This window comes from Pseudomonas sp. 13B_2.1_Bac1 (assembly GCF_025466155.1).
GTDB lineage: Bacteria > Pseudomonadota > Gammaproteobacteria > Pseudomonadales > Pseudomonadaceae > Aquipseudomonas > Aquipseudomonas aylmerensis.
In genome coordinates this window covers 66,924-84,137 of the sequence record NZ_JANLOH010000085.1, presented here as the reverse complement: position 1 = coordinate 84,137, position 17,214 = coordinate 66,924, and the positions used below count along the sequence as shown (strand labels likewise).

At 62.0% G+C, this 17,214-nt stretch carries 15 protein-coding genes; 8 read left to right on the top strand and 7 right to left on the bottom strand.

Annotation, left to right across the window (positions count from 1 at the left end; genetic code table 11):
• The first annotated feature begins 60 nt into the window (after window positions 1–60).
• Together NTD80_RS19775 and NTD80_RS19770 are read left to right on the top strand one after the other, a co-directional pair.
• Window positions 61–669, top strand: a complete 609-nt coding sequence (locus NTD80_RS19775) for an HAD family phosphatase (RefSeq protein WP_262134634.1) — start codon at window positions 61–63, stop codon at window positions 667–669.
• Window positions 670–779: 110 nt separating this feature from the next.
• Window positions 780–1,046: a DUF4404 family protein gene (locus NTD80_RS19770; protein WP_065901972.1), complete on the top strand. Its 267-nt coding sequence runs from the start codon at window positions 780–782 to the stop codon at window positions 1,044–1,046.
• A 136-nt stretch (window positions 1,047–1,182) separates the two neighbouring features.
• Here the strand turns inward: NTD80_RS19770 and queF are convergent, their stop codons facing one another.
• Together queF and NTD80_RS19760 are read right to left on the bottom strand one after the other, a co-directional pair.
• Entirely contained in the window at window positions 1,183–2,013 is an 831-nt protein-coding gene (queF, locus tag NTD80_RS19765) for an NADPH-dependent 7-cyano-7-deazaguanine reductase QueF (RefSeq protein ID WP_065901974.1), read from the bottom strand.
• A 66-nt stretch (window positions 2,014–2,079) separates the two neighbouring features.
• Complete coding sequence (locus tag NTD80_RS19760; protein ID WP_262134633.1) at window positions 2,080–2,601, bottom strand: cupredoxin family protein; 522 nt, start codon at window positions 2,599–2,601, stop codon at window positions 2,080–2,082.
• A 157-nt stretch (window positions 2,602–2,758) separates the two neighbouring features.
• On the opposite strand from NTD80_RS19760, the gene NTD80_RS19755 reads away from it, so the two are divergent.
• Window positions 2,759–3,439: a heavy metal response regulator transcription factor gene (locus NTD80_RS19755; protein WP_262134632.1), complete on the top strand. Its 681-nt coding sequence runs from the start codon at window positions 2,759–2,761 to the stop codon at window positions 3,437–3,439.
• Window positions 3,436–4,791 carry a heavy metal sensor histidine kinase gene (locus NTD80_RS19750; RefSeq protein ID WP_262134670.1) on the top strand — a complete coding sequence of 452 codons (1,356 nt, stop codon included), beginning with the start codon at window positions 3,436–3,438 and terminating at the stop codon, window positions 4,789–4,791. The genes NTD80_RS19755 and NTD80_RS19750 overlap by 4 nt, the downstream gene beginning before the upstream one ends.
• Before the next feature lie 90 nt (window positions 4,792–4,881).
• Here the strand turns inward: NTD80_RS19750 and NTD80_RS19745 are convergent, their stop codons facing one another.
• The 3 genes from NTD80_RS19745 to NTD80_RS19735 form a co-directional block, all read right to left on the bottom strand.
• Window positions 4,882–6,126 (bottom strand): lipoprotein-releasing ABC transporter permease subunit, encoded by a 1,245-nt coding sequence (locus tag NTD80_RS19745; protein WP_065901983.1) that lies wholly within the window; start codon window positions 6,124–6,126, stop codon window positions 4,882–4,884.
• 61 nt (window positions 6,127–6,187) lie between these two features.
• A complete protein-coding gene (gene lolD, locus NTD80_RS19740; RefSeq protein ID WP_162946070.1) occupies window positions 6,188–6,871 on the bottom strand; it encodes a lipoprotein-releasing ABC transporter ATP-binding protein LolD in 684 nt (227 codons plus the stop codon).
• 7 nt (window positions 6,872–6,878) lie between these two features.
• The gene (locus tag NTD80_RS19735; RefSeq protein ID WP_262134630.1) at window positions 6,879–8,129 is read right to left on the bottom strand and encodes a lipoprotein-releasing ABC transporter permease subunit; all 1,251 of its coding nucleotides are present in this window, start codon (window positions 8,127–8,129) and stop codon (window positions 6,879–6,881) included.
• Window positions 8,130–8,223: 94 nt separating this feature from the next.
• Between NTD80_RS19735 and NTD80_RS19730 the strand changes: the two genes are divergently transcribed.
• On the top strand, window positions 8,224–8,808 hold the full coding sequence (locus NTD80_RS19730; RefSeq protein ID WP_065901988.1) for a PilZ domain-containing protein: 585 nt from the start codon (window positions 8,224–8,226) through the stop codon (window positions 8,806–8,808).
• A gap of 43 nt (window positions 8,809–8,851) precedes the next feature.
• Window positions 8,852–9,574, top strand: coding sequence for a glycerophosphodiester phosphodiesterase (locus NTD80_RS19725; protein ID WP_065901990.1), 723 nt, complete (start codon window positions 8,852–8,854; stop codon window positions 9,572–9,574).
• Between the two features lie 42 nt (window positions 9,575–9,616).
• Here NTD80_RS19725 and sthA read toward each other — a convergent pair whose 3' ends face one another.
• On the bottom strand, window positions 9,617–11,011 hold the full coding sequence (gene sthA / locus NTD80_RS19720; RefSeq protein WP_016975273.1) for a Si-specific NAD(P)(+) transhydrogenase: 1,395 nt from the start codon (window positions 11,009–11,011) through the stop codon (window positions 9,617–9,619).
• Window positions 11,012–11,245: 234 nt separating this feature from the next.
• Here sthA and NTD80_RS19715 point away from each other — a divergent pair, with 234 nt between their 5' ends.
• Entirely contained in the window at window positions 11,246–11,779 is a 534-nt protein-coding gene (locus NTD80_RS19715) for a chalcone isomerase family protein (RefSeq protein WP_262134629.1), read from the top strand.
• A gap of 172 nt (window positions 11,780–11,951) precedes the next feature.
• Here NTD80_RS19715 and NTD80_RS19710 read toward each other — a convergent pair whose 3' ends face one another.
• Complete coding sequence (locus NTD80_RS19710) at window positions 11,952–13,415, bottom strand: glyceraldehyde-3-phosphate dehydrogenase (protein ID WP_106804812.1); 1,464 nt, start codon at window positions 13,413–13,415, stop codon at window positions 11,952–11,954.
• A 340-nt stretch (window positions 13,416–13,755) separates the two neighbouring features.
• Between NTD80_RS19710 and mfd the strand changes: the two genes are divergently transcribed.
• Window positions 13,756–17,205, top strand: coding sequence for a transcription-repair coupling factor (mfd, locus tag NTD80_RS19705; RefSeq protein ID WP_106804813.1), 3,450 nt, complete (start codon window positions 13,756–13,758; stop codon window positions 17,203–17,205).
• Window positions 17,206–17,214 lie beyond the last annotated feature (9 nt).

Sequence of the window (17,214 nt, the reverse complement as noted above, 5' to 3'; positions counted from 1 at the left end):
TGCTGTCATCGGCTTGTCATCGTGACCCGTTAGCGTCAGGGCTATTTCAGGGATGTTGAAATGCCTCACGCCGAGATTGCCATCGCCAGCGCGCCTGCCTTGACTGCAGTTCTGTTTGGCCTGAGTGGCTGCCTGGTGGACTTCGGTTCCCGGGCACGCACCGATTCCCCCCCGCTTGGCTCCCATGCCACGCCCGGCGCCCTGAAAATCCTGCGCAGCCTGAAGGATCAAGGCGTGCCCTGCGCCTGGCTGGATGAATTGCCACCCCCGGTGACCACCGCGCTGTCGGCCTCACTCCCCGAGTGGCTCAAGGCTGCATCGCCCTCCTCCATCCGCTGGCCTGCGCCCCACGCGTGCTGGCAAGCCTTGATGGAACTGAATATTGAACGCCTGGAAGGCTGCGTGCTGGTCAGCGGCGAACCGCGTTTGCTGCAATCGGGGCTGAACGCTGGCCTGTGGACCATCGGTCTGGCCTCGTGCGGCTCGCTGTGCGGCATGGCCCCCGAGCAATGGCAGGCACTGAGCGAGCAGGAACGCGAGTACAAGCGCGGCAAGGCCACCGTCGCCCTTTATGGCCTGGGCGTGCACTCGGTGATCGACCACCTGGGCGAGCTCGGCAGTTGCCTGGCCGACATCAGCCTGCGCCAGCTCAAGGGCGAGAAGCCCTGATCGAGATCATGCACGGAGGGCGCCAGTGGATTAATCTACAGGTCAGCTCGTAGACCTTTCTCGGCGTGCCGTGGTCTATGGCAGTGCCTATCGATAAAAGGAACCACGTCATGCCTGATCGCAAAAAACTGGAAGAACAGGTCGAGATCCTGCGCGGGCAGTTGGAACAGGAACCGCCGCTGCCGGAAGAAAAACGCGAAGCGCTGGAAGCCTTGATTGCCAAGTTTGAATTACAACTTGAACTTGAACCGGCGACTCAGACGCCGAGTATTTCCGATGATGTGAACCAAGCGGCCATAGAGTTCGATGCCGATCATCCGGTCATTTCCGGGACATTGCGCAATATCATGATCACCCTGGGCAACATCGGGATCTGAACCAAGCCCCAAGGCAAGCGCAGAAACCCATGTGGGAGCTGGCTTGCCTGCGATCGCGATCATTCAGTCATCCATAAGGTGACTGATACACCGCCGTCGCAGGCAAGCCAGCTCCCACATTTGATTGGCGTGATAGCTACTGGCGAGCCAGGCGCACGTTCTGGAACGCCACATCCTCGGTGCTGCGGTACGGATTGATATCCAGCCCGCCACGCCGCACATACCGCGCATACACCGTCAGTTTCTCTGGCTTGAGCAAGCGCTGCAGGTCCAGGAAGATGCGCTCCACGCACTGCTCATGGAAGTCCGAATGCTGGCGAAAGCTCACCAGGTATTCGAGCAAACTGGCGTGATCGAGTGCTGCCCCGCGATAGTCCACCACCACGCTGCCCCAGTCTGGCTGGCTGGTCACCGGGCAGTTGGATTTGAGCAAGTGGCTGTGCACGCTCTCCTCGACCACACGCGAAGCATCGCAGCGCAAGAGTTCGGGGCGCGGGTGTTCGTAGTTGCTGACGCTGATATCCAGATCGTCGATGCACACACCCGGCAAAGCCTGCACGCCTTCGGCTTCAACCTCGGCCAGGCTGCGCACGCGCACGCTCACAGGCTTGCCGGCAGCCGCGCTGAGGTCGGTGCGCAGGGTGGCTTCCAGGCTGTGTACGTCGGCAAACGCGCTCTGGTTGAGCGAATTGAGGTACAGCTTGAATGACTTGGATTCGATGATGTTCGGCGAATCGGCCGGAATGCTGAATTCACCGATGGCCACCACCGGCTTGCCCGATGGCAACAACCAGGACAATTCGAAGCAATTCCAGAAATCCACGCCTTTATAAGGCAGGGTCTCGGCGCTCAGGCCCAGCTCGGCCCATTTGGCGGCGCGCGGAATCGGGAACAGCAACGAGGGGGTGTAGGTGGAGATGTATTCACTGGACTTGCCCAGCGGCGAATGTTCGGCTGCGGGATGCATGGCGGAAACCTGGCTAAATAAACCCCGCCAGTCTACCAGCCTTTGATCCCGCCTCTAAGAACCGCCTTACTCGACGGTCAGCTTGCCGACCATCCCCGCCTGGTAATGCCCCGGCAGGTTGCACGCGAATTCAAGCCCGGTAGCCCTGGTAAAGGTCCAGGTCAGCTCGGCGGTTTTGCCCGGCTCCACCAGCACACTGTTGGGGTCGTCGTGCTTCATGCCGCCCATGTCGCCATGGCCCATCGCACTGTGATCCATCTTGCCCATACCGGTGGCGGTAAGCATGCCGCTGGCTTGCATCTGCAACATTTCCTTCTGGTGCTCGGCATGCATCGCCGCGTCACCCAGGTTGAATTCATGGAGCAACTGGCCTTTGTTGACGAGTACAAAGCGCACCGTCTCACCAGCCTTGACGTCCAAGGACTTGGGTGAAAAGGAAATATCCTGCAGCGTGACTTGCACGGTGCGCGTGGCCTGGTTCGCCGGCGCCGGCTGGCCGAACGCGTAAGTGTGAGCCGGGTCAGCCGCCGCACCGAAACTCAGCGCCAACAGGCAGCTTGCCAACATCAGGGGAGTACGCAACGCCATCTCTCTTCTCCGAAACTATGTAAACCGCAGGATCAGCACTCTAAGATGACGCCGCTGCCAGCCAGCTGACTGCTAGATTACAACTTTGTCAGGTTGCGCCCTTACCCCGGCCCCCACGGTATAAAGCCGGTCGTGCCCTGTTTGCCAAGAGCTGCCCATGAAACTGTTGATTGTCGAAGACCAACCCAAAACCGGCCAATACCTGCGCCAGGGCCTGGCCGAGGCTGGCTTTACCACCGAATGGGTGGCCGACGGCGCCAGCGGTCAGCACCTGGCGTTGACCGGCGACTACGACCTGCTGATCCTCGATGTGATGCTGCCCGGCCGCGACGGCTGGCAAATCCTGCAAGCGGTGCGCGGCGCCGGCCTGGATATTCCGGTGCTGTTCCTGACCGCCCGGGACGCCGTGGAAGACCGCGTGCACGGCCTGGAACTCGGCGCCGACGACTACCTGGTCAAACCCTTCGCCTTTTCCGAACTGCTGGCACGCGTGCGCAGCCTGTTGCGCCGTGGCAGCAGTGCCCCGCAGGAAACCGCCTTGCAGTTGGCCGACCTGCGCCTGGATTTGATTCGCCGCCGTGTCGAACGGGACGGCCAGCGCATCGATCTCACCGCCAAGGAGTTCTCGCTGCTGGAACTGTTGCTGCGCCGCCAGGGCGAAGTGCTGCCCAAGTCGCTGATTGCCTCCCAGGTCTGGGACATGAATTTCGACAGCGACACCAACATCATCGAAGTGGCGATCCGCCGGTTGCGCCTGAAAGTCGACGACAACTACCCCACCAAGCTGATCCACACCGTGCGCGGCATGGGTTATGTGCTGGAGGCACGGTGCAATTGATCTCGCGCCTGTCCCTGGCCAGCCGCCTGGCCTTGCTGTTTGCCGGCTGTACTGCGGTGGTGTCGCTGCTGGCCGGCGTGCTGTTCAATCATGCCAGCGAAACGCACTTTATCGAGCTGGACCAGCAACTGCTCGACGGCAAACTAGTCGCCTTGCGCAGTACCTTGCAAGGCGTCGACACGCCGCAGCTGTTTGCCCAGCGCGAAGCGCAACTGCGCACCGAACTCACTCGCCAACCCGACCTGACGCTGCGCATCAGCGCCGCTGACCAGCGCTGGTTTGACGGCGCGGCGGGCATGAGCTTGCCCGAGGCACCGGGCTTGCACCGCCTGCAGAACGCCGGCACCGACTACCGCGTGTACAACGTGCCACTGGCGCCAAGCCAACCGGACTCCCCGCAACTGAGCCTGATACTCGACATCACTCACCACCAGCACTTCCTGCAGCGCATGCAGCACCTGATCTGGTTGACCGTCGGCCTCTCGGCCCTGGCCACCGCATTGCTCGGCGCCTGGGCAGCGCGCAGTGGGTTGCGGCCCTTGCGACGCATGGGCGATGTGGCGGCCAGCGTCTCCGCGCATTCCCTGACCCAGCGCCTGCCCGAACAGCACATGCCGCCAGAGCTGGCGGAACTGGCGCAGGTCTTCAACGCGATGCTCGGTCGCCTGGATGACGCGTTCCAGCGCCTTTCGGCTTTCTCCGCCGATATCGCCCACGAACTGCGCACGCCGCTGTCGAACCTATTGACCCACACCCAGGTCATCCTCACCCAGCCGCGCCCGCTGGAGGACTACCGCGAGGCGCTGCACAGCAACCTGGAAGAGCTGCAATGGATGGCGCAACTGGTCAACGACATGCTCTACCTGGCCAAGGCCGACCACGGCTTGCTGGTGCCCACGCGCGAACCGCTGGCGCTGGCGGAGGAAGTCGACGCGTTACTGGAGTTCTTCACGCTGCTGGCCGAAGACGCGCAGGTCAGCCTGGTGTGCGCAGGCGCTGCCCATACACGCGGCGATCGCAGCATGCTGCGCCGGGCCTTGTCGAACCTGCTGGATAACGCGCTGCGGTTTACCCCGGCGGGTGGCGAAGTCCGGGTACGGATGACAGAAGGTGCTCGCGGGGTGACGCTGACCGTGGAGAACAGCGGTGAAGGTATTGCACCGGCGCTGTTACCGCGCCTGTTTGATCGCTTCTATCGAGTCGACCCGGCGCGCCGCGAAGGCAGCAGCGAGCATGCGGGGCTGGGGCTGGCGATTACCCAGTCGATCGTGCGAGCGCATGGCGGAAGGATTTATTGTGAGTCGCAGGCAGAATGGACGCGGTTTGTGATTGAGTTGCCGCAGGAGGATTGAGGCAAGCTGGCGGACCCTATCGCAGGCAAGCCAGCTTGTGAATACATTCAAATGTGGGAGCTGGCTTGCCTGCGATCGCGGTGTTAACGGCTACGAATATCTGAGGGCATGCGCCGGCTCAATCTTCGCTGCGCGATACGCCGGGTAGATGGTCGCCAAGAAGCTCAACACAAACCCCGCCGAGCAAATCAGCAACACATCCCCACCCTGCAGCTCCGACGGCAGGTTGCTGACAAAATACACATCCGAACTGAAGATATGCTGCCCGGTCACGCGCTCCAGCCAGCCCACCAGCTCACTGACATTCAGCGCCGCAATCACCCCCAGCACGCCGCCGATCAAGGTGCCGACGATGCCGATCACCGTGCCCTGCACCATGAAGATCGCCATGATCTGCCGAGGCGTGGCACCGATGGTGCGCAGGATCGCGATGTCTGCGCCCTTGTCGTTCACCACCATGATCAAGGTCGCGATGATGTTGAACGCCGCCACGGCGACGATCATCAGCAACAGCAGGCCGATCATGGTCTTTTCCATCTTCATCGCGCTGAACAGGCTGCCCTGGGTGTGGGTCCAGTCGTCCGCCTTGTAGGCTGCACCGAGGCTGCCGGCGATGTCCGTCGAGACCTTGGGCGCTGCGTACAGGTCCTTCACCGCCAGGCGCACGCTCTGCACCTGGTTCGGCTGCCAATGCTGTATCTCGGCAGCGTCAGCCATATGGATCAGGGCCATGGAGCCATCCAGCTCGGCGCCGACCTTGAAGATGCCGACCACATTCAAGCGCTGCATGCGTGGGGTGATACCGCCCGGAGCGCTGCTGATTTCCGGCACGATCAGGGTCAGCTTGTCGCCCACACTCAGGCGAAAACGCCGCGCGGTGATTTCACCGACGACCACGCCGAACTCGCCGGGCTTCAGGTCGTCGAGTTTGCCCTGCACGATGTGCTGGGCCACGATCGACACCTTGCCTTCCTGCGCCGGATCGACGCCGCTGATCTCGATCGGCTGCATCGCGCCCTTGTAGGAGAACATGCCGTCCATCTGCGTGAACGGAACAGCGGCGGTGACTTCTGGATTTTTCATCGCCGCCGCAGCTACCGGCTGCCAATCATCGATCGGGTTCACGCCGACGATGGTCGCGTGGGGCACCATGCCGAGGATGCGCGAGCTCATTTCGCGCTGGAAGCCGTTCATCACCGACAGCACCACAATCATTGCCAGCACGCCCAGGGCGAGGCCGATCATCGAGGTCATCGAGATAAACGAAACAAAACGGTTGCGGCGCTTGGCGCGGGTATAGCGCGTGCCGATGAAAATCGATAACGGTCTGAACATTCGCGGGCACCGTTGAAAAAATGAAAAAACCCGGCGCTATAGGCACCGGGCTTGAAACGGGTCAGATGGCGACCAAGTGACCTTCCTGCAGGTGCAGCACACGGTCCATCTGGCGGGCCATGCTCATGTCATGGGTCACCACCAGGAACGCGGTGCGCATCTGGGTGCTCAGTTCCAGCATCAAGTCCTTGATGCCCTGGGCGGTGTGGGAGTCGAGGTTGCCGGTCGGCTCATCGAGCATCACCAGGCCCGGGTTGTTCACCAGGGCACGGGCAATCGCCACACGCTGGCGCTCGCCGCCGGACAATTCGGCCGGCTTGTGCTCCAGGCGATGGCCAAGGCCGACGCGCTCCAGCAACGCCTTGGCACGCTCGCGCGCCTGCGGGATCGCAGTCTTGCCGATCAGCAGCGGCATGCACACGTTTTCCAGCGCAGTGAATTCCGGCAACAGGTGGTGAAACTGGTACACAAAGCCCAGCGAACGGTTGCGCAACTGGCCACGGGCTTTTTCACCCAGGGCCGACAGCTCTTCACCGGCCAGCCAGACGCTGCCCTGGGACGGCGTATCGAGGCCGCCCAGCAGGTTGAGCAAGGTACTTTTGCCGGAGCCGGAACTGCCGACGATCGCCACGCGCTCGCCCGGATGCAGTTCAAGTTGCAGGTTGGACAGCACCACCACCGATTCCGGGCCTTCCTCATAGGATTTGCCCAGGTTGCGGCAGCTCAGGATTGCTTTTTCACTCATGCCCGATTCACTCATAACGTAAGGCCTGTGCTGGCTGGGTACGTGCCGCGCGCCAGGCTGGATACAGGGTGGCAAGGAAACTCAGGACCAACGCGGCGCCACCCACCATCAGCACGTCCTGGGTTTGCACCTGGGACGGCAGGTAATCGATGAAGTAGACGTCGGCGTTGAGAAACTTGTGGCCGATCAGGGTTTCGAGGCCGGCGATCGCCGCACTCACATTCAGTGCGGCCAGGATTCCCACGGCCGTGCCGATCAAGGTGCCGACCACGCCGATCACGGTGCCCTGCACCATGAAGATCGCCATGATCTGCCCCGGCGTGGCGCCCAGGGTGCGCAGGATGGCGATATCGCCTTTCTTGTCATTCACCACCATCACCAGCGTGGAGATGATGTTGAAGGCAGCGACGGCAACGATCAGCAGCAACAGCAGGCCGATCATGGCTTTTTCCATGCGGATGGCCTGGTACAGGTTGCCGTGGGTGCGAGTCCAGTCGCGGGCGTAGTACTGGGATTCGCCCAGGTGCTGGGCAATTTCCCAGGCTCCGCGCGGGGCGTCGAACAGGTCGTTGAACTTCAGGCGCAGGCCCTGCACCTGGTCCGGCTGCCAGCGGTGCAGGCGCGCCAGGTCGGTGAGGTTGGTCAGGCCGAGGTAGCCGTCGATCTCGCCGGCGCCGACGTGGAAGGTGCCGACCACGGTGAAGCGCTTCATGCGCGGGAACATCCCGGCCGGGGTCACGGTGACTTCCGGGGCGACGAAGGTCAGCTTGTCGCCGAGGCCGACGCCGAGCTTCGCCGCGGCCTTGTCACCGATGACGATGCCGAAGCTGCCGGGCGCGAGGTCGTCGAGTTTGCCCAGCAGCATGAACTTGTCGATGATCGAGACGTTGCGCTCCTGGACCGGGTCGATGGCATTGAGCAGGATTTTCTGCACCTTGCCGTCATTGGTCAGCAGCCCCTGCATCTGGGTAAACGGCGCTACGGCCACCACCTTGGGGTTCTGCTTGACCTTGGCGGCCAGGCTTTGCCAGTCGCTGATGGGCGCATCGCCCTCGATGGTCGCGTGGGGCACCATGCCCAGCACGCGGGTGCGCATCTCATGATCGAAGCCGTTCATCACCGACAACACCACGATCATCACGACCACGCCCAAGGCGAGCCCGATCATCGAGGTCAGGGAAATGAACGACACAAAATGATTGCGACGCTTTGCACGGGTATAACGCGTGCCGATAAATACGAAGAGAGGTCTGAACATGTCGGGGCTTGTTCGGAGGAAAAGAAGACGTCCCGGTGGCGGGGTCTGGTAAGCAGCTTTACACTCAGACCATTACCGTTACCTGGGGTTCGCCATGTCGACATTAGATGAAGAAGAGCGCCGCGAATACTACCGTATCGACGACATGATCGCACTTCAAATCAAAAGCCTGTCTGCCCCCGAAGCGGCGAGCAAAGAAGTGTTGCTGGATGATTCCCCGCTGTTCAATCTGCTCAGTGAACTGCACCTGAGCGAGTTCGAAGCCCAGCACCTGTTACGCCAGCTCAGCGAGAAAGACCGCACCCTCGCCGCCTTCCTGCGCGTGCAGAACAAACGCCTGGACCTGCTCAGCCAGATCATGGCGCGCGGCCTGCTGGATGAAGTCGGCGCGCCGCAGCCGGTGATCATTTCCGAAGGCGGCATCGACTTCCAGCACCCCACGCCCCTGCCGACCGGCGCGCACCTGGCGGTCAAGCTGGTGCTGATGCCCCAGGCGCTCGGCCTGTTGCTACGCGCGCGGGTCACCCATTGCGATCCCAAGGGCGCAGGTTTTGATGTGGGCACGGAATTCGAGTCCATGACCGATGCCCAACGCCAGCTGCTCGCGCGCTATATCCTGCAGAAACAAGCCCAGGAACGGCGCCTGGCGCGGGAACAGAGCGACGCCCAAGACACCTGAATTCGTATCACCCCGCCAGCAGACCTGGCGCATAGGAGCAACTGTGACCCTGATTTACGGCCACCGCGGTGCCAAAGGCGAAGCACCGGAAAACACCCTGACCAGCTTCCAGGAGTGCCTCAAGCACGGTGTACGCCGCTGCGAACTGGATTTGCACCTGTCCATGGACGGCGAGCTGATGGTCATCCACGACCCGACGCTCAAGCGCACCACTGACCGGCGCGGCAAGGTCGTCGAGTATTCGGCGGCGGACCTGGTGAAGATGGACGCGCGCAAAGGCGGCCCCGGCTGGGTCAAGCCGTGCCCGATCCCACGCCTGGAAGAGCTGTTCGAGCAGTGCGACTTCGACCACTGGCAACTGGAAGTCAAAAGTGCCTCGCGCACCCGCGCCGCAACCACCGTACTGGCCATCCGCGAAATGGCGGTGCGCTTTGGCCTGATGGACAAGGTCACCGTGACCTCAAGCTCGCGGGAAGTGCTGAAGGCAGCGGTTGAACTGACCCCGGACCTGTCACGCGGCCTGGTCGCCGAATACGCCTGGCTCGACCCGCTGAAGGTCGCGCAGAACTATGGCTGTGAGTTTCTGGCATTGAACTGGACGTTGTGCACCCCTGAGCGTCTGGAAAAAGCCCAGCGCCAGGGCTTGCACGTGTCCGTGTGGACAGTCAACGAACCCGCGCTGATGCGCAGGCTCGCCGACTTCGGCGTAGATAGCCTGATTACAGACTTTCCCGGTTTGGCCACTGCCACCCTCGAGAATTACTGAAATCGGTCTCCCCGGCCGGCTCAGGCCACCGGCCGGAGCCGCTCAAAAAAGCCGGTTGAGGCCGTCGTAGGCCGCTACCCGATAGGCTTCGGCCATGGTCGGGTAGTTGAACGTGGTGTTGACGAAATACTTGAGGGTATTGAGTTCACCCGGCTGGTTCATGATGGCCTGGCCGATGTGGACGATCTCCGACGCCTGATAGCCGAAGCAGTGCACGCCGAGCACCTCAAGGGTCTCGCGGTGGAACAGGATCTTTAGCATGCCTTGCGGCTCACCGGCGATCTGCGCACGCGCCATGCTCTTGAAGAACGCCTTGCCCACTTCGTAAGGCACCTTGGCCTTGGTCAGCTCATGTTCGTTCTTGCCGATCGAGCTGATCTCGGGAATCGTGTAGATCCCGGTCGGCACGTCGTTCACATAACGCCAGCTGCCATTGTCGACGATGCTGCCAGCGGCCGAACGGCCCTGGTCGTGCGCGGCACTGGCCAGGCTTGGCCAGCCGATCACGTCACCGGCGCCATAGATGTTCGCCACGCAGGTGCGGTAGTTCTCGTCCACCTCGATCTGGCCACGGCTGTTGACCTTGACCCCGATATTTTCCATGCCCAGCTTGTCGGTGTTGCCGGTACGGCCGTTGCACCACAGCAAGGCGTCGGCCTTGATCTTCTTGCCGGACTTGAGGTGCAGGATCACCCCGTTGTCCAGGCCTTCGACCCGCTCGTACTCTTCGTTGTGACGCACAGTGATGTTGTTGTTGCTGAAGTGGTAGCTCAACGCCTGGGAAATTTCCGAGTCGAGGAAGCTCAGCAGTTGGTCGCGGTTGTCGACCAGTTCTACCAGTACACCCAGGCCGCTGAAGATCGAGGCGTATTCACAGCCGATCACGCCGGCGCCGTAGATGATCAATTTGCGCGGGGTGTGGCCCAGGCTGAGGATGGTGTCGCTATCGTAGATACGCGGGTGGTGGAAATCGATATCCGCCGGGCGATACGGGCGCGAACCGGTGGCGATGATGATGTGCTTGGCCACCAGCTTCTCGACCACGCCGTTGGGGCATACCACCTCGATGGTTTGCTCGTCGGCGAAGCTGCCGGTACCGAAGAACAGGTCGACACGGTTGCGGGCGTAGTAACCGGTGCGCGAAGCCACTTGCTTGGAGATCACCTTCTCGGCGCTTTTCAGCACGTCCGGGAACGAGAACCAACGCGGCTCACCAATCGCCCGGAACATCGGGTTGGTGTTGAACTGCATGATCTGGCGCACCGAGTGACGCAAGGCCTTGGACGGGATGGTACCCAGGTGGGTGCAGTTACCGCCGACCTGGCGACGGCTATCGACCATCGCCACCTTGCGCCCTGCCTTCGCGGCGTTCATCGCCGCACCTTCTCCAGCCGGGCCGGAACCCAGTACCACCACGTCGTAGTTGTAGACAGCCATGCGTACTCCTCAGAACAGGCCAGGCGCACGGTTGAACGCCTGGCTAAATCATGCCGCGGCCAGCGGTCATGAAGGACAATTTGGCTCAAGTGTGTGAACCGGGGCACAGTCTATATAAGGCTCAACGCCGCGCACATTAACCCTTGGTCGCGTCGTAGGCCAGTCTTGCCTTTACTACAGAAACACGAAACAGGCATTACACTGCTGGCACGCACCTTTGCAGGACGAGCCATTATGCGGCATGTCGTTTTCTGTTTAATGATGATTTTTTCGCTGGCGGCGCAGGCGAGTGAGGCGGATCGGCTCCGGCAAGCCGATTTTCCGCTGCAATCCCATGAACTGGCGCTGAAAAACCAGGCGGTGCTTACCTACCTGTGGGCGGATGTCTACGCGGCGGCGCTATATGCACCGTCCGACCTGAGCGCCAAGCAGGCCTGGTCACAACAAAAAGCGTTGCGCCTGACGCTGTATTACTTTCGCGACATCGACCGCAACGACGTGATCAAAGCCGCGACTGCCACGCTGCAGCGCCAGCAGGCCAGCGCCCGACTGAAGCCCGAGATAGACAAACTGCACGCCAGTTTTCGCGATATCCGCAGCGGCGATCGGTATGCCCTGGATTTTCGTCCGGGGCGAGGCTTGAACCTGGAGATCAATGGGCAGGTGGTGTTCAGCAGTGGTAATGATGAGCTGGCGAGGGCTTACCTGAGCCTCTGGCTGGCGCCCAACGGGCTGTCAGAACGCTTGCGTACCCAGTTGCTCAATTGAAGATTTGCGCTGGCTGAACGACTGCCTTCGCGAGCAAGCCCGCTCCCACATTTAACCGCGCGCGCCCTGAAGACGCCCGGTCGAATGTGCGAGCGGGCTTGCTCGCGAAGAGGCCCTCGCAGGCACAAAAAAGCCCCGAACCAGTCGGGGCTTTTTCATTCAGCGCACAGGCTTAGCGCGGGAATGCAGGCGGGTTGACCCCAGCCATGTCTTCCATCACGCGAACCACCTGGCAGCTGTAGCCGAACTCGTTGTCGTACCACACGTACAGCACAACGCGGTTGTCCTGGGTAATGGTCGCTTCCGCGTCCACCACACCGGCGTGGCGCGAGCCGACGAAGTCGGTGGACACCACTTCCTGCGAATTGACGAAGTCGATCTGCTTATGCAGGTCGGAGTGCAGCGCCATGTAGCGCAGGTACTCGTTCATCTCTTCACGGGTGGCGGCTTTCTCAAGGTTCAGGTTGAGAATCGCCATCGACACGTTCGGCGTCGGCACACGGATCGCGTTACCGGTCAGCTTGCCGGCCAGCTCAGGCAGGGCCTTGGCAGCAGCGGTGGCAGCACCGGTCTCGGTGATCACCATGTTCAACGCGGCGCTACGGCCACGGCGATCGCCCTTGTGGAAGTTGTCGATCAGGTTCTGGTCGTTGGTGTACGAGTGAACGGTTTCGACGTGACCGTTGACGATGCCGAACTTGTCATTCACAGCCTTCAGCACCGGCACGATGGCGTTGGTGGTGCAGGAAGCGGCGGAAACGATCTTGTCGTCAGCGGTGATTTCAGCGTGGTTGATGCCGTGAACGATGTTCTTCAGCTTGCCCTTGCCCGGAGCGGTCAGGACGACGCGATCGATACCCGGGCAGGCCAGGTGCTGGCCCAGGCCCTCGGCATCACGCCAGACACCGGTGTTGTCCACCAGCAGGGCGTCCTTGATGCCGTATTGGGTGTAGTCCACCTCGGACGGGTTCTTCGCGTAGATCACCTGGATCAGGTTACCGTTGGCGGTGATGGTGTTGTTTTCTTCGTCGATGACGATGGTGCCGTTGAACGGACCGTGTACCGAATCACGACGCAACAGGCTTGCGCGCTTGGTCAGGTCGTTCTCCGCGCCTTTGCGCACGACGATGGCACGCAGGCGCAGGCCGTCGCCGCCACCGGTTTTTTCGATCAGGATGCGCGCCAGCAGGCGGCCGATACGACCGAAGCCGTACAGCACGACGTCGGTGCCTTTGCGGGCTGCGGCGTTTTGCTGGCCAACCACTTCGGCCATTTCTTCACGCACGAACTGCTCGGCGCTGCGGCCGGCACCTTCCTTGCGGAATTTATAGGCCAGCTTGCCCAGGTCTACCGAAGCCGCGCCGAGCTTGAGCTCGCTCATGGCCTTGAGCAGGGGGAATGTTTCGTGGACGGAGAGTTCGCTGTCGTCGGCAGAGCGATGGCGAGCAAAGCGATGCGCCTTGAGAATCGCGATGACTGATTGGTTGATCAGGCTGCGGCCATAGATCGAGCTCACCACATTGTTATTGCGGTACAGCTGACCGATAAGCGGAATCATCGCTTCAGCGAGTGCTTCACGGTCGATCCATTCACCAAGACACTGGTCGGGCTTCTGAGTCACGGGAACCTTCCACATGTAGGGGCAGAAAAAAGGGGCTACATTATGCCGCCCGACCGCCCTCGGAGCAATGCGCGCCCGGCAACAAAAAGTGCTTGCCAAAAACCAACACCGCGCTGCAGCCCAGTAAATACGCGGGTTCCAGAAGGCCACCTATTCGCCGGCAACGCCGACTTGTCCGTAACCCTCCGAAACATACGCGCGAAATGGCACTACATATTGAGTCAAAACACGCCATTGTTTGTCTTAGCCACTACATTTCCTACAAACCGTAATAGGCTCAGTCAGCAACTGACAGGCGGCACCTCGGGCCGTTACAATTACCGACTTTGTCGCAACGCTTGGAGCTCAACCTTCCGTGCCCGTTCTGCGTCTACCGCTTCTCCCTGCCGCGGCAGGTAAACAGCACTGGGGCAACCTGCCCGGTGCCGCCCTGAGCCTGGCCATTGCCGAGGCTGCCAGCGCAGCCAAGCGCTTTACCCTGCTGCTCACCGCCGACAGCCAAAGTGCCGAGCGACTCGAGCAGGAGCTGAGCTTCTTCGCCCCCGATTTGCCGGTGCTGCATTTTCCCGACTGGGAAACCCTGCCCTACGATCTGTTCTCGCCGCACCAGGACATCATTTCCCAGCGCATCGCCAGCCTTTACCGCCTGCCGGAACTGGCCCACGGCGTGCTGGTGGTGCCGATCACCACGGCCCTGCATCGCCTGGCGCCGACCAAGTTCCTGCTGGGCAGCAGCCTGGTGCTGGATATCGGCCAGAAGCTCGATGTCGAGCAGATGCGCACGCGCCTGGAAGCCAGCGGCTATCGCTGCGTCGATACGGTGTACGAGCACGGCGAGTTTGCCGTGCGGGGCGCGCTGATCGATCTGTTTCCGATGGGCAGCAAGTTGCCGTATCGCATCGACCTGTTCGATGACGAAATCGAAACCCTGCGTACCTTCGATCCGGAAAACCAGCGCTCCATCGATAAAGTCGAGTCGATCAAGCTGCTGCCGGCGCGTGAATTCCCCTTGCAAAAAGATGCGGTCACGCGCTTCAAGGCGCGCTTTCGTGAACGCTTCGACGTCGACTTCCGCCGCTGCCCGATCTTCCAGGACCTGAGCAGCGGGATTACCCCGGCCGGTATCGAGTACTACCTGCCGTTGTTCTTCGACGAAACCTCGACCCTGTTCGATTACCTGCCCCAGGACACTCAAGTGTTCTCGCTGCCCGGCATCGAGCAGGCCGCCGAGAATTTCTGGAACGACGTGCGCAACCGCTATGAAGAGCGCCGCGTCGACCCTTCCCGTCCTTTATTACCGCCTGCCGAACTGTTCCTGCCGGTAGAAGACTGCTTCGCGCGCCTGAAAAACTGGCCGCGCGTGGTCGCCAGCCAACAGGACGTGGACGCCGGCAGTGGCCGCGAGCGTTTCCCCGCAGGCACGCTGCCGGATCTGGCGATCCAGGCCAAAGCCACGCAACCACTGGAGGCGCTGTCCAACTTCCTCGGTGATTTCCCCGGCCGCGTGCTGTTCACCGCCGAATCCGCCGGGCGTCGCGAAGTGCTGCTGGAGCTGCTGGAACGCTTGAAGCTGCGGCCGAAAACCGTCGACAGCTGGCCAGACTTCGTCGCCGGCAAAGACCGCCTGGCGATCACCATCGCCCCGCTGGATGAAGGCTTGCTGCTGGATGACCCAGCCCTGGCACTGATCGCCGAGAGCCCACTGTTCGGCCAGCGCGTGATGCAGCGTCGGCGCCGTGAAAAACGCGCCGACGCCAACAACGACGCCGTGATCAAGAACCTCACCGAGCTGCGTGAAGGCGCGCCGGTGGTGCATATCGACCACGGTGTCGGCCGCTACCTGGGCCTGCAGACGCTGGAGATCGACAACCAGGCTGCCGAGTTCCTCACCCTGGAATACGCCGAGGGCGCCAAGCTCTACGTGCCGGTGGCCAACCTGCACCTGATCGCGCGCTACACCGGCAGCGACGACGCGCTGGCGCCGTTGCACCGCCTGGGCTCCGAGACCTGGCAGAAAGCCAAGCGCAAGGCCGCGGAACAGGTGCGCGATGTCGCCGCCGAGTTGCTCGACATCTATGCACGCCGCGCCGCACGCGAGGGCTACGCCTTCGCCGATCCGAAGGCCGACTACGCCACCTTCAGCGCCGGCTTCGCCTTCGAAGAAACCCCGGACCAGCAAACCACCATCGAAGCGGTGCGCGCCGACATGCTCGCGCCCAAGCCGATGGACCGCCTGGTGTGCGGCGACGTCGGCTTCGGCAAGACCGAAGTGGCGATGCGCGCCGCCTTCATCGCGGTGCACGGCGGCAAGCAAGTGGCGATCCTGGTGCCGACCACCCTGCTCGCCCAGCAACACTACAACAGCTTCCGCGACCGCTTTGCCGACTGGCCGGTGACCGTGGAGGTGATGAGCCGCTTCAAGTCCGCCAAGGAAGTGAATGCCGCCGTCGCCGACCTCGCCGAAGGCAAGATCGACATCGTGATCGGAACGCACAAGCTGCTGTCCGACGATGTGAAGATCAAGAACCTGGGCCTGGTGATCATCGACGAAGAACACCGCTTCGGCGTGCGCCAGAAAGAACAGCTGAAGGCCCTGCGCAGTGAAGTCGACATCCTCACCCTCACCGCCACGCCGATTCCGCGCACGCTGAACATGGCCGTGTCGGGCATGCGCGACCTGTCGATCATCGCCACGCCGCCGGCGCGCCGACTGTCTGTGCGCACCTTCGTGATGGAGCAGAACAAAAGCACGGTCAAGGAAGCACTGCTGCGCGAATTGCTCCGCGGCGGCCAGGTGTACTACCTGCACAACGACGTGAAGACCATCGAGAAATGCGCCGCCGACCTCGCCGAACTGGTGCCGGAGGCGCGTATCGCCATCGGCCACGGGCAGATGCGCGAACGCGAACTCGAACAGGTGATGAGCGACTTCTACCACAAGCGCTTCAACGTGCTGATTGCCTCGACCATCATCGAGACCGGCATCGACGTCCCGAGCGCCAACACCATCATCATCGAGCGTGCCGACAAGTTCGGCCTGGCGCAGCTGCACCAGTTGCGCGGCCGGGTCGGGCGCAGTCACCACCAGGCCTATGCCTACTTGCTGACGCCACCGCGCCAGCAAATTACCGGCGACGCCGAAAAGCGCCTGGAAGCCATCGCCAACACCCAGGACCTCGGCGCCGGCTTTGTGCTCGCGACCAACGACCTGGAAATCCGTGGCGCCGGTGAATTGCTCGGCGACGGCCAGAGCGGGCAGATCCAGGCCGTGGGCTTCACCCTCTATATGGAGATGCTCGAGCGCGCGGTGAAAGCCATCCGCAAAGGCGAACAACCGAACCTCGACCAACCCCTGGGCGGCGGTCCGGAAATCAACCTGCGCTTGCCGGCGCTGATTCCCGAGGACTACCTGCCGGATGTGCATGCACGGCTGATCCTGTACAAGCGCATCGCCTCGGCCACCGACGAAGAAGGCCTCAAGGACCTGCAGGTAGAGATGATCGACCGCTTCGGCCTGTTGCCCGAACCGACCAAGAACCTGGTGCGCCTGACCCTGCTCAAATTGCAGGCTGAGCAGTTGGGCATCAAGAAGGTCGACGCCGGGCCGCAGGGCGGGCGTATCGAGTTCGAGGCGCAGACGCCGGTCGACCCGCTGGTACTGATCAAGCTGATCCAGGGCCAGCCCAACCGCTACAAGTTCGAAGGGGCTACGCTGTTCAAGTTCATGGTGCCGATGGAACGTGCCGAAGAACGCTTCAATACCCTGGAGGCGCTGTTTGAGCGCCTCATCCCGAAATCTGCTTGAAGGACGCCC